This is a genomic window from Carnobacterium sp. 1290_CSPC, assembly GCF_001053265.1.
Lineage (GTDB): Bacteria > Bacillota > Bacilli > Lactobacillales > Aerococcaceae > Aerococcus > Aerococcus urinaeequi.
Genome location: NZ_JVVG01000068.1, coordinates 1 through 12,847, shown reverse-complemented (window position 1 = coordinate 12,847; position 12,847 = coordinate 1). Strand labels below are relative to the sequence as shown.

The following is a 12,847-nucleotide window of genomic DNA, read 5'->3' as shown; positions in this document are numbered from 1 at the left end:
ATAGTTATAAGCCCAAATAAGGCGCTGGATCGACCTGGATTCCGTTTTCGTATACTTCAAAGTGAAGATGGACGCCCGTAGAATCTCCGGTGGTTCCCATGATGCCCAGTTTTTGCCCCTGGGTCACTTGTTGCCCTGCTATTTGTAAGGTGAGCGCATCAATTTTTTCTTGAAGTGCGATGGTCCCTGTTCGCAACTGCTCCTTCCTTGCTTCTAAACCATCCAACTTTACTTGTTGGCTGGTGCTTTCTCCATCTAATTCCTGCAGTTGCTTCTCAAGCTGATCTTTCTCTTGTGTCAGGTCTTCAATACTTCGTGCATTTACATCCATAGGAAGAATGAGCAAACTCGATAAGAGTGGGATACTTATAAATTTGACAAGCTGCTTTCTGTCCATGTGTCCTCCTAGTTTCAGGCCAGGTGACGAATGTTAACGAATGTTGCCTGTTATTTCAATCATTATACCGTTACAACTATATGAGACAGGAACCTCCTTTCTTACTTTTATTGACTATACCAATGAATTATGTAGATTTTATGGAGTTGCCCCATCTCCATAAGAATCACATAATTTTTTGTTATTCTTATCTAGAAGATGAGAAATAATCTTTGTTATCACTCATTTGGTTTGATTTTTACTTGTTTCAGGGTTTGCCATTCACAATCTATTTCGTTTGTAGCATTGGCATAAAAATAAAAGAGGAGTGTTGAAGATGGAAACAATTATATTTGTGGTACTGATGGTGGTTGGACACATGCTCATGATGTTTCTCATGCCTGGTATGCATGGCGGTCATAACCATAAAGGACATGGTCACGCGGATCCCGAATCGGAAGATAAGAAAAAGTTGGAAATTGAAAACAAACGGTTAAAAGAGGAATTGAACGTAGTAAAATCAAAAATAAATCAAAATGAATTGTGAGGGCAATTCCACATTGAAGCAGAAAATCATTCAAATTTCAGGGTTTATTTTCATTACCTTTTTCATCTTATCCCTTTCGGTCGCAGCAACCATCAACTTTACCTTCCTCTACTCGTTTGATATTGGTTACTTGAATATATCGGAATATGTAGGCATGCCGAAAGAGCAAATCTTAATGAACTATCGTATTCTGCTAGATTACCTGAATACCCCATGGATAGCGAAACTGGATATGCCGGATTTCCCTAGCTCAGTTAGCGGGTTATTCCACTTCACTGAAGTGAAGAAGTTGTTTATGCTGGACTACCTGATTCTGATTACTTCAGGGATAGGCTCCTTCTGGTTTATGCAGTATCTAAACAGAGAAGGGCAATACTGGCGACTTCTTCGATACTTCCAGTGGGGAATCTTGCTTCCGCTGGGTGTTGTTTTGGCTCTATTGATCAACTTTGATGTGCTGTTTGTGCTATTCCATCAGGTATTCTTTAACAATGATGCTTGGTTATTCAATCCTAGCACCGATCCGATTATATTAGCTTTACCCGAAGCATTCTTTATGCATAGTTTTATATTGGCATTTGGAGTAATCGAATTTTTGTTTATAATAGGGTATTTCATTTCAAAGAAACAATGGGTAAAATACGAAAAAAAGACTCCTTGAATATATCAAGGAGTCTTTTACACTGGTTTCTCTGCGTACGAATTTATTACAAGTATTTTTATCAAAAGAATTAATTGTGCTATTAAGTTGATTAAACAAAAAGATTACACCTAGAAATCACTCTATAATTGTAGTGTCAAAACCAACATTAAGAAGAAACAAGATGTACTCAGTCGTATCATCAAAATTTCAAATTTTGAAAACTTATTACTTATTTTCCAAGCGTATTTGTTAGTGATTTAAAAGTCGTGGATTCACTTAGATGGAATAGCCTCTACATATTATTTTTGCATCGCTGGATATCAGTAAAGTATCACTGAACCATTAAGCCCTCTATATGTATAGAGGAAAAAATAGATTTGCCCATCATAGATAAATGTAGCTCGTTCTTCCTCAAAGGTAAGCGTTTATCAAGATAAATAAAAAGGCCATTGTGTTGAATCAACATGTAGTTGTTATTTTGAGGGTTTTTATATGAAATATCCACATCTACTGCACCCACGCAACAAGTGCGAGTTGCTCTAAGTGAAACAGTTATTATCGTACGACCTTTCTTCTTCATCCATTCCTGTACTGCCTCATCCACTTTAATAGATATAGCCATTTTTCTATCACTGTCCCTTTTTTAGAATAATCAGGATTTTATATCATTAAATCACAAATAATTTAGGCGTTAAAAGACACCAATATAATTTTCCTTATACAGCATACTGGCTGGTCTGACCCGATTCTGGAAGGGGGTCAAACCAGGCAGTGCTTTTTTCGTTCCTGCTTCCTTTTATTTCGGCTCTAATTTCAATGTCATAGCATTGATGGCAACAATTACAGTCGAAAGTGACATCAAGACGGCACCGAATGCTGGACTTAATGTTATGCCAATTGGTGCTAGTATTCCTGCAGCTATTGGGATCGCGATAAAGTTATACCCTGCTCCCCAAATAAGATTTTCTTTCATCTTACGTGTGGTCTTCTGAGCCAACTCGATAAAGGATTCAATGTCGCCAGGGTCTGACTGTGTCAAGATGACATCGGCTGAATCCAATGCTACTTGAGTTCCGGCACCAACAGCTATACCAACGTCTGCTAATGCAAGAGAAGGTGCATCGTTGACCCCGTCACCGACCATGATAACTTTCTTTCCTTCTGCTTTAAGTTTTTCAATTAATTCATATTTGTCTTGAGGAGATTGATTAGCTAGATAATCAATACCTAAAATTTCTGCAGCTCCTTGAGCCGCTTTTTCATTGTCACCCGTTGCCATAATCGGCTGAATCTTGTTCTTTTTAAGGGCTTGTATTAAGTCTTTACTAGTCGGTTTTAATTCATCTCCTAAAGCTACAGCACCGATTGCTTCGTCGTTTTCTACTAAGACACTGAGGGTTGCTCCTTTTGGAATATCCATATCCAGATTACGTCCATATGATTTTTGACTGATTAATTGATAACGATGTCCGTTAGCTTGACCTTCTACACCAGCGCCAGAAATAACATCAATCGAATCAAAACTTACTGGACGTATCCCTTGCTGTTCTGCGTAACTAATAATTGACTGAGCGATAGGGTGACTAGATCCGCCTTCGATACCTGACAATAAGGCAACGATTTCATCTTTCGTATATTTATCATTAAAGAGTTCAACATCTAATACTTTAAACTCACCAGTTGTTAAAGTTCCCGTTTTATCTAAAACTATAACATCTGCGTTTGTAGTCAACTCCAAAGCGTCCCGGTCTTTCACTAATAATCCCCGACTGGCCCCTAAGCTGGTACTACGAGCAGTCACCAATGGAATAGCCAGACCCAGGGCATGCGGACAAGCAATAACTAATGTGGTGACTGTAAAAATAACTGCCGTTGGTACATCAGCTATAACCATCCATATGACAAGGGCAATAAGCGCTACAATAACCGCAATATAAAAGAGCCATCCTGCAACTTTTTGCGCAAGATTTTCTGCTCGAGAAGATTGGCCTTGAGCTTGACTGATTAATGCCTGAACCTGAGAAATGAAGGACTTATCGCCCGTCTGCTTTATTTCCACATAGAGGACTCCGCCACCATTGGTTGATCCACCGATGACCTCATCTCCGGGATTTTTTTCAATTGGTTTCGATTCCCCAGTCACAAGCGCTTCGTTTACACGTGATTCGCCACGCTGGATCGTTCCATCTGCTGGAACATTTTCTCCTGCTTGAACACGGATAACATCTCCAATCTGAAGTTCAGACACAGGGCGAGTCTCAATCGAATCGTCTTCTAAAACAACATGAGCATCTTTCGGCACCAACTCAGCCAATGCTTTTTGCGCGTCCCCTGCTTCACCCAATGCCTTCATTTCAATCCAGTGTCCTAATAACATGATTAAAATTAACGTTGCAAACTCAAAGAAGAAGTCCATGACATGTTCTCCAGTTACATATCGAGCGGCCACTGCGTAAACACTATAGACATAAGAAACCGTTATTCCCAAAGTAATCAAGGACATCATGCCTGGAGCTTTTGAATTAAACTCATCTTTCGCACCCATGTAGAATGGTTTTCCGCCATAAATGTATAGAATTGTTGCCAATACAGCTGCTACAACGTCTGCATAAGGAAAGATAATTTGGAAAGGCAACTGAATATCCATCATAGGAGTAATGAGTAAGATTGCAATTCCTAATGGGAGTGACTTCAAGAAAATCTCCTTAAAGCTACCGTGATGGTGGTGGGCATGCCCTCCCATTGCGCCATGATCCATTTCACTGTGATCCATCGCACTATGGTCCATCTTGCTGTGATCCATCTGACTATGGTCCATCTTGCTGTGATCCATCTGACTATGGTCCATCTTGCTGTGATCCATGTCGCCGTGATTATGATGACTATGTGACGAATGTTTTTTGTTATTCTTCATTTTTAATTCCTCCTTATTATATTAGAGACTGATTTTAAAGTTTTAGAACTTTCTCATCTAACACTGCATATAATTCTCATGAAAAGGGTTCTATACTTTATCTCTATCTACTATCTATGAATAAATGGTATTCGTACTTTATGCACTTAATACTGAATAGTTAGTTTCTGCTAAAGCAGCATTGAGCGTTTCGGTATCAATCTCTGTTTGACTTTCAAGTACTGCTTTTTTAGTCGCTAAATCAACCTCTACAGATTCAACCCCTTCAATAGCTGAAAATCTTTCTTGTACCGTATTCGCACAACCTGCACATTTTACGCCATCTAATAAAACTTCTTTTTTCATTATTTTATTCCCCTTTTTTTTTTTTATCTTCTCCTATTATATAGAATAGTATATAGAATAGGAAGAAGTTTAAATCCCAGATAAGCTACGTGTTTTCTAAACAACTGCTGGTTTGAATCGTCTTAACCGTAAAGCATTGAGCAAGACCGATACGGAGCTGAAACTCATGGCGACTGCCGCAAACATTGGACTCATCAATGGTCCGCCAAAAATATGCAAGAGACCCATCGCAACTGGAATACCTACAAGGTTGTAAGCAAAAGCCCAGAACAAGTTTTGTTTAATGTTTCGTAGCGTTGCATGACTTAAATCAATCGCAGTCAATACAGCGGTTAAATCATTACGCATAAGGACAATATCAGCCGATTCAATCGCCACGTCTGCACCTGATCCAACTGCAATACCGATATCTGCTTGAGCTAATGCGGGTGCATCGTTAATGCCGTCTCCAACCATCGCTACCTTCTTGCCTGCCTCTTGTAGTTTTTTGACTTCCTCTGCTTTATCTTCAGGTAATACTTCACTTAATACACTGTCTATACCCACTTGCTTAGCAATCGCTTTGGCTGTACGTTTGTTATCTCCAGTAATCATGATTACTTCAACACCGCGTCTTCTAAGTTCTTTAACAGCCTTCATACTATTTTCCTTGAGTGTGTCAGCTACTGCGATAATTCCAGCTAGTTCTCCATCAACAGAGAGATACATCGGTGTTTTTCCTTCGTCTGCTAAACGATCGGATTCTTTTTCCACACTTGATAAATCAATTTTTTGCTCTAGCATCAGTTTACGGTTTCCAATGTACATATCTTTGCCCTCAATTTCAACTCGAATCCCGTGTCCAGGAATCGCTTCAAAATGATCTGGTTTAGCTAATGTCATGTTCTCTTCTTTTGATTTTTGTACGATGGCTTCGCCTAATGGGTGTTCAGAACCTGTTTCACCAGAAGCTGCATAATATAAAAGATTTTCTTTAGTAATAAGAGGAGTTACCAAAATATCCGTCACGATAGGTTTACCTTCTGTCAGTGTCCCTGTTTTATCAAATACAATCGTGTCTAAATTATGAGTGGTTTCTAACGCCTCACCACTTTTTATCAAGACACCATGTTCTGCCCCTTTTCCGGTTCCAACCATAATACTTGTTGGAGTCGCCAAACCTAAGGCACATGGACAAGCAATGACAAGGGTTGTTATGATAACGGATAAAATAAATATTCCAGATTGACCTGCAATTAACCAAGCAATCCCTGCTAAAACGGCTAATGCTATAACAATCGGTACGAAATATCTGGTAATGATATCGGCCATTCGAGCAATGGGTGCTTTAGACCCTTGAGCATCTTCTACTAATTTTATGATTTGAGATAGAGTTGTATCACTTCCCACTCGAGTCGCGCGGTAATCAATGGAACCATTTTTATTGATACTAGCCCCAATAACCTCGTCTCCACTTTCCTTTTCCACGGGGATACTTTCTCCTGTCAGCATTGATTCATCGACTGAAGTGCGTCCCTCAACAACAACACCATCTACAGGCATACTTTCTCCCGGACGAACTCGAATAACATCTCCTAAAGCGACTTCATCCACAGTAATCTCTTGTTCCACACCATTACGTATCACTCGAGCTGTTTTAGGAACCAAGTTGACTAATTTTTCAATCGCTGAGGACATTTGCCCCTTTGATCGCTCTTCTAAAAATAACCCTAACGTATGAAGAGTTAAGATAACTCCAGTCACTTCATAGTAAAGTAAATCTGAAAAGTTCCCGTAACCTAAGCCAGCCCCGATCGTCGCTGCCAGACTGTATACAAAAGCGGCCGCGGTACCAAGGGCAATCAGGGAATCCATATTTGGGTGACCTTTAAATAAGGTTTTGAATCCCTTCTGGAAATATTCCCAGCTTACTACCATTATCGGCAAAGTCAGAATAAGTTGTAAAAGAGAAAAATTAAATGCATTTATCATTGGGTCAACGATATTTGGTAGAGGCATACCGACCATTGGACCCATGGATATAATTAGTAAAGGGATTGTAAATATAATGGATATCCCAAAACGATTTGAAAGTTGCTTCATTCTTTTTTCTTTTTTCTCACGCTTCTCTGCTCGTGAATTATCTTGAGTCTCAGTTGTTTCTAATACGGCTGCATAACCACTATTGGATACAGCACCAGTCACATCAGATACTGAAATTGCTGACGGGTTATAGGAAACTTGCATTTTTTCTGTCGCTAAATTGACGGAAGCTTTATCTACGCCCGACAACTTTCCGACGGCTTTTTCAATTGTCTGTGCACAGGATGCGCAGGTCATACCTTCAATTGCAAAGGTTTGCGTCGTTCCTTCTTGGGCAATCAGTTCATACCCTGAATTATCCACTGCTTTTTGTAGATTTTCTACTGAAAAAGTTGGTTCATCGTACTCTATACTTAACTTCTCTGTTGCTAGGTTCACGGAAGCCTGTGTGACCCCACGTACCTTTTTTGCCGCTTTTTCTACTGTCTGCGCACAAGACGCACAGGTCATACCTTCTATGGCAAACGATTTATTCTCCAATTTTTTCGCTCCTTATTCTCCATGATGATGTAAATGGCACTCGCATTGCCCTTCTGTACACTGACAATCCACTTCTTCTACTGCGAAAGCTTTTTTCATCTCTAATATTTCTTCTAGTCGCTGGATATCATCGAAGCTTAAGACATGATCTTCAATGATACTCCCTACTACATTCCCGACATTCTTTCGACAAATACGATCGAAAATATCGTTTGTAAAACTTCTTACCGCTTCTTTCTCTTCGATATTTGTCGAATAAATATATTTTCTACCTTCTTGTTCTGTATTCAGTGCGCCTTTTTCAACCAGTCGACCTAAGAGCGTTTTGATAGTGGCTTGTTTCCAGTCCATTTTTTCTTTCAATATGGAGATGACTTCTTTACTAGTCACTCGACCATTCGCCCAGACTACTCGCATAACTTCCCATTCAGCATCGGTTATATGAGGGTCTACAGCTATAGTACTCATATTCTCTCCCCCTTTCGTTTACGCGCGTAAGCATTAATACTAAATATAGTTTACACTAGTAAACGATTATTGTCAAGAGTTTATGTAAATGAATAATTTGTGATGTATTATTTTTTATAACTTTTTAACTTTCGTTTCGATGAGACACGCCTGACGAAAATATGGATTGTGTTTTAGTTCATTAATTAGGGATTGGTTCGTCGGACACTTCTCTTTTAAAAAAACACCGAAAATAAGCTTTTTTAGAATGTCGGCGGATAGACATCCCACTGTACGGGTTTTCTATCCCCCGATTTCATTTTGATTACAAATTTGAGCCTAACAGGCTCAAGGGGTCACAGCATCGCAAATTATTCATCTACAAACTATTTCAGCTTTAAACACAAAAAAAGCAAGGTGAGAGCCCTGCCTTTTTGCGTCTTTATCGGACTATAATTGTATGAGTAGCTCATTGGGGAGTACCATCTTAAAATCTAGGAGAATGATATGCTACTCTCTGTCTATACTATAACTCGAATGTAAGTTCTGGTATATGAATATTGGAAGTTTTTTTGCAAAGATTTAGTTTTTTACAACAGAAGCTTCATAAATAGAATCCACTGCTTCTTTTAGTTTTGCATCAAAGTCTGCATCACTTTGATTAACAGATAAGTCCTGCGTAAGCGCCCGTGAAAAACTTGCTATAACATTGTCATTTTGACTAAGTATTTCGTTCGCTTCGTCTGTTTCATAACCACCTGATAAAGCAACAACACGTAAAACTTGTGAATGATCGGCTAATTCTTGATATAAATTAGCTTTCGTTGGGATAGTTAATTTCAACATCACATAATCATCAGTAGCTAATGCATCTAAATGGTTTTTAATGGATTGGTTTAAATATTCCTCAATTTGTTCTTTATCTTCAGAATGAATATTCACTTCAGGTTCAACGATAGGAACTAAGCCAGCATCAATTATTTCTTGAGCAACTTGAAACTGCTGGGTGACTACATCATCGATGCCTTTTTCATTATATGAAAGAATGTTTGAACGCATTTTTGTACCAAACATATTTTGTTTTTTTGCTTGTTTAAGTAAATTATTAAGTCCTGGAATTGGCTTCATTAATTGTACGCCATGTTCTTCATCTGCAAGTCCTTGATCTATTTTAATAAACGGAACAATTCCTTTATCGCTTAAATAATCTCCAGCATACTGACCTTCTATCCTATTATTCATCGTATGTTCAAATAAAATCGCGCCAATAATTTTATCCGGAGTAAAAGATGGAGATGTGATGATTCGTGTACGCATTTTGTGAACAAGATCAAACATTTCATCGTCATTTGAATACTGGTCTTCACTGACCCCATAAGCATTCAGAGCTTTTGGTGTACTACCACCGCTTTGATCAAGTGCCGCGATAAAGCCGTCTTTATTCTTTATAGTATCAAAATGTTCTTGATTCATTGATAAATTCCCCTCCATAGATTTTCTGAAATTCCCATAGTTATCCTTCACTAATTAGTTTATTAAAAATTTTCACCCTATACCGCCGATTTCATTTTTATTACAAATTTGAGCCTTATGCATATTTTTTAATTATTTATTTAATCGAGAAACATATTCTGTTAAACGCACCAAATTAGAAACAAAACCATATTCGTTATCGTACCAAGCAACTGTTTTAACCAATTGTCCCCCATTTGCATCTAATACTTCTGTTAACGTTGCATCAAAAACGGATCCATGTGTAACCCCCACGACATCGGAGGAAACAATTTCATCCTCAGTGTACCCATATGAATCATTCGCGGCTGCCTTCATCACTTCGTTAATCTGATCAACGGTTACCTCTCTATCCAACACCGAGAACAGTTCTACAAAGCCCGCAGTAATGACAGGAACCCGTGTGGTGGTACCCGTAATGATCCCTTTAACCTCTGGAATGACTTTTCCTAATGCGTTGGCAGCGCCAGTCGTAACAGGAATAACATTTTGAGCACCTGCGCGACTTTTACGTCCCCCGGGAGCATCTTGCAAGTTTTGTGTCGCTGTATAGGCACGCGATCCTGTCATCAGGCCTCGTTGAATCCCAAACTCGTCCACTAATACTTTTGTCATTAAGGCTAAACCATTTGTCGTACAGGAAGCGGCGGAAATAATTTTGTCACTTGGACTCAAAATTTCTTGGTTGACACCAAAGACAACAACTTTCGTTTCTTCATCTTTAGTTGGTGCTGAAATAATTACTTTTTTAGCTCCAGCGTCTATGTGTGCCTGTGCTTTTTCATTAGTTGTGTAAAAGCCTGTACATTCCAAAACGATATCAATGTCCAAATCGGACCATGGTAGTTTTTTGGCATCCTTTTCTTCGAATGTTTTAACTTCTTTGCCATCAACCAGAATTGAATCGCCTCTTGCCTCGATATCATAAGGGAAAATCCCATATGCAGTATCGTATTTTAAAGAGTAGGCTAAATCCTCATTATTTGTTAAATCATTTACTGCAACAACCTGTAGTTCTGAGTCCCTCAACTCTTTAATACGGCGAAATGCTAAGCGTCCAATACGACCAAATCCATTAATTGCTATTTTAGTAGTCATTATATTCCTCCATTTAATTTTTTAATTATGTACTATTTTTCTTAATGAATATGTGCTGGTTATCCTTAATTAGCAGCCAAAGTTTAACATTAACCCCTCCTCTACGTCTACGCGTGTAAACCATGAGCTGACTTGAGTCTACATTAGTAAACTCTTATTGTCAAGAGTTTTTTTGAAATAGCATTTTTTTATGATCTTACTCTGACAAGTTTTCGAGATTCTTAAAATATCTGATATAAGTTATATAAATGAACAAGTGAATTATAATAATTCCTTCTGATATTGTTATTGATTTATTACCTATTATTTTAATTTAATAAGGAACATAAAATCCCTATACACATTGAAGTTACCATAGACTTCTTGTGTATAGGGATCTTTTTACTTTTTAAATTTATTGAATGTTTATTCTTCTCCGTTTTCTTCTATATCTTCAATTAATTGTTCCATCTTAACAATTTCTTCTTCTTGTGCTTGTATAATTTCTTCGCTTAATTGCTGTACTCGTGGATCTGTGAGATTGGCATTTTCACTAGTCATAATAGCGGTAGAGTGGTGTGGAATCATGGCTCTCATCCAAGCAGTATCGTCTACGCCAACTTGGTTTTGAATAAGCCCAAACGATCCCAGCACGAGTAAGACTGAAAGCCCCATTATAACGGCGTTTAATTTTTTATTATCATACATTTTCCACATAAAACCCATCATAATGATAGCCATGACTGCGCCCATAAAAATAGCCATATAAACACGGGTTTGACTAAAGTAAATGTGCGCAAATTCATTGACATTCACAAACATTAGAAAGTACATAATGACTGTTGAAGTTAAAATCATGAGGGCAAATTTTAGGTATTTATTCATAAGTATCCGTCCTTTTTTAGTATTTCTTAAACTTTAAGTTTGGTAGGTATTTTAATGTACCACTAGTGATTATTGAGCTAATTCTTCTTCAACAAACCATTTATGATTACGAACAACTGCTCCGCCATCTGTTGGTTGGTAATCCACCATATAAACATTCGTAGTTACAGCGTCATCAATTATTGCAGTTGCTCCTTCCATACCTTCCATATGGTCGGCTTCTAATGTCACTTCTTCTCCAGGTTCAAATGCGCCTTTGGTTGACTCAGAAATGTCTTCGTGGATAACCCAGCGATGATTTTCCTCTCGTTCTCCACCATTGGTTGGATTGAAAGAAACTTCATAAGCCGTCGTAGCAAATACGCCAGAAACAGTTGCTTCGGCACCTTCCATTCCAGGCATATGATCGCGCTGAAGAATAACAGATTCTCCTACTTCGTACATCGGATTTTCAGCTTCTTCCAAGCCTTCTGGAATTTCTCCCGACTCATCATGCTTCATATCTCCCATATTATCCATATCTCTTGTTTTTTTGGACTCGCTAATTATCTGGTTCTCATAGCTATCTTCTAATGATGGTTGATTTTCAAGTGTGTAGTTAGCAAATATTAAATCAGCGTTTTTAATATTAAATGCTTCAGTTAAATCGTCTACTGAAAAATTAGTACTTTGAGAAATCGCCCAGAGAGTATCTCCCCAAACCACTTCGTAATTTTGAAGTTCTTCTAATGTATCGTATTGGGAAACATCTGCTTGTACTTCTTCTACTGTACGCGCTCTCCAAAATTGGCTTGAGTCTTGTACTTCTTCCCCAGATTCACCATGTTCCATACCTTCGTGGCCTGTTTGAGATTTATCCGTTGTTTTGCTAGCCACCGTTTTCGAGCCAGTTTGAGCAGCATTATCTGCATCATCAAGTGTATTCGCGCCTACCTTATTCACTAGTGGATAAGAACTTAATAATGCTACAGATAAAAGACTACTTATAATTGTTTTTTTCACACGATTTCTCTCCTTTTGGTGATACCACCTTTATCTACAAATGTAGCTGAATGAACTTACATGTAGTTTATAATTACCCCTTATCATTGTCAAACACTTTGATTTTTATCAATTACAAATGAAGACTTATCGTTGTTTTTATTATCTCATCAATATTTAAAAAGCGATTCCATAATAAACACGTAGATTAATTTAGAAACCAAAGACAACAAATTATCCTTTAGATCACCTATAAATCCCTTATTAATGCCCACTAATTTTAATTGTTTTTAAAGTGCTTCTTTTACAAGTTCAGTCAAGCCCATATCTTTCGTTAAGATTTATGTTGCAACCTATAGTTATAAGAAATGAATATGGCAAAAAGTGATTAGGTAATGTTTATTAATCCTTGATCATTAGTCTTAAGTTATGACTATAATTAAATATTTGTTTGTATATTACATTTAAATTACCTCTAGTACAATGAATAGAAGTGTAAAAAAGAGGCTGGGACAAAACTACTTTTGCGAAAAAAGTAGTCCCACTTTCGTTTATTTT

General features: G+C 37.9%; 12 protein-coding genes. 2 read left to right on the top strand and 10 right to left on the bottom strand.

Going from position 1 to position 12,847, the window contains the following annotated elements; genetic code table 11:
• Nucleotides 1-4: 4 nt before the first annotated feature.
• Nucleotides 5-397 (bottom strand): M23 family metallopeptidase, encoded by a 393-nt coding sequence (locus tag AC973_RS09680; protein ID WP_082148250.1) that lies wholly within the window; start codon nucleotides 395-397, stop codon nucleotides 5-7.
• Nucleotides 398-713: 316 nt separating this feature from the next.
• Here AC973_RS09680 and AC973_RS05855 point away from each other — a divergent pair, with 316 nt between their 5' ends.
• Both AC973_RS05855 and AC973_RS05850 read left to right on the top strand, forming a co-directional pair.
• Entirely contained in the window at nucleotides 714-923 is a 210-nt protein-coding gene (locus AC973_RS05855; protein ID WP_048728507.1) for a hypothetical protein, read from the top strand.
• 13 nt (nucleotides 924-936) lie between these two features.
• Nucleotides 937-1,584 carry a TIGR01906 family membrane protein gene (locus tag AC973_RS05850; RefSeq protein WP_094518308.1) on the top strand — a complete coding sequence of 216 codons (648 nt, stop codon included), beginning with the start codon at nucleotides 937-939 and terminating at the stop codon, nucleotides 1,582-1,584.
• Nucleotides 1,585-1,897: 313 nt separating this feature from the next.
• Here the strand turns inward: AC973_RS05850 and AC973_RS05845 are convergent, their stop codons facing one another.
• The 9 genes from AC973_RS05845 to AC973_RS05805 form a co-directional block, all read right to left on the bottom strand.
• A complete protein-coding gene (locus tag AC973_RS05845; RefSeq protein WP_225968939.1) occupies nucleotides 1,898-2,170 on the bottom strand; it encodes a hypothetical protein in 273 nt (90 codons plus the stop codon).
• 192 nt (nucleotides 2,171-2,362) lie between these two features.
• Nucleotides 2,363-4,480, bottom strand: coding sequence for a copper-translocating P-type ATPase TcrB (tcrB, locus tag AC973_RS05840; RefSeq protein WP_048728502.1), 2,118 nt, complete (start codon nucleotides 4,478-4,480; stop codon nucleotides 2,363-2,365).
• Between the two features lie 138 nt (nucleotides 4,481-4,618).
• On the bottom strand, nucleotides 4,619-4,825 hold the full coding sequence (gene tcrZ / locus AC973_RS05835) for a copper chaperone TcrZ (protein WP_002294571.1): 207 nt from the start codon (nucleotides 4,823-4,825) through the stop codon (nucleotides 4,619-4,621).
• Nucleotides 4,826-4,921: 96 nt separating this feature from the next.
• Entirely contained in the window at nucleotides 4,922-7,387 is a 2,466-nt protein-coding gene (locus AC973_RS05830) for a heavy metal translocating P-type ATPase (RefSeq protein ID WP_082148248.1), read from the bottom strand.
• Between the two features lie 12 nt (nucleotides 7,388-7,399).
• Entirely contained in the window at nucleotides 7,400-7,855 is a 456-nt protein-coding gene (gene tcrY, locus AC973_RS05825) for a copper-responsive transcriptional repressor TcrY (RefSeq protein WP_048728488.1), read from the bottom strand.
• A 561-nt stretch (nucleotides 7,856-8,416) separates the two neighbouring features.
• The gene (locus tag AC973_RS05820) at nucleotides 8,417-9,307 is read right to left on the bottom strand and encodes a fructose bisphosphate aldolase (RefSeq protein ID WP_048728485.1); all 891 of its coding nucleotides are present in this window, start codon (nucleotides 9,305-9,307) and stop codon (nucleotides 8,417-8,419) included.
• A 132-nt stretch (nucleotides 9,308-9,439) separates the two neighbouring features.
• Nucleotides 9,440-10,444: a type I glyceraldehyde-3-phosphate dehydrogenase gene (gene gap, locus AC973_RS05815; RefSeq protein ID WP_048728484.1), complete on the bottom strand. Its 1,005-nt coding sequence runs from the start codon at nucleotides 10,442-10,444 to the stop codon at nucleotides 9,440-9,442.
• Nucleotides 10,445-10,849: 405 nt separating this feature from the next.
• The gene (locus AC973_RS05810) at nucleotides 10,850-11,308 is read right to left on the bottom strand and encodes a DUF305 domain-containing protein (RefSeq protein ID WP_048728481.1); all 459 of its coding nucleotides are present in this window, start codon (nucleotides 11,306-11,308) and stop codon (nucleotides 10,850-10,852) included.
• 69 nt (nucleotides 11,309-11,377) lie between these two features.
• Entirely contained in the window at nucleotides 11,378-12,250 is an 873-nt protein-coding gene (locus AC973_RS05805) for a DUF1541 domain-containing protein (RefSeq protein ID WP_192828986.1), read from the bottom strand.
• Between the last annotated feature and the right edge of the window lie 597 nt (nucleotides 12,251-12,847).

What these genes read in the sequence shown, in the direction of transcription:
- AC973_RS09680 (WP_082148250.1), bottom strand. Translation starts at nt 397, where the DNA reads ATGGACAGAAAGCAGCTTGTCAAATTTATAAGTATCCCACTCTTATCG.
- AC973_RS05820 (WP_048728485.1), bottom strand. Translation starts at nt 9,307, where the DNA reads ATGAATCAAGAACATTTTGATACTATAAAGAATAAAGACGGCTTTATC.
- tcrY (WP_048728488.1), bottom strand. Translation starts at nt 7,855, where the DNA reads ATGAGTACTATAGCTGTAGACCCTCATATAACCGATGCTGAATGGGAA.
- AC973_RS05810 (WP_048728481.1), bottom strand. Translation starts at nt 11,308, where the DNA reads ATGAATAAATACCTAAAATTTGCCCTCATGATTTTAACTTCAACAGTC.
- tcrB (WP_048728502.1), bottom strand. Translation starts at nt 4,480, where the DNA reads ATGAAGAATAACAAAAAACATTCGTCACATAGTCATCATAATCACGGC.
- tcrZ (WP_002294571.1), bottom strand. Translation starts at nt 4,825, where the DNA reads ATGAAAAAAGAAGTTTTATTAGATGGCGTAAAATGTGCAGGTTGTGCG.
- AC973_RS05855 (WP_048728507.1), top strand. Translation starts at nt 714, where the DNA reads ATGGAAACAATTATATTTGTGGTACTGATGGTGGTTGGACACATGCTC.
- gap (WP_048728484.1), bottom strand. Translation starts at nt 10,444, where the DNA reads ATGACTACTAAAATAGCAATTAATGGATTTGGTCGTATTGGACGCTTA.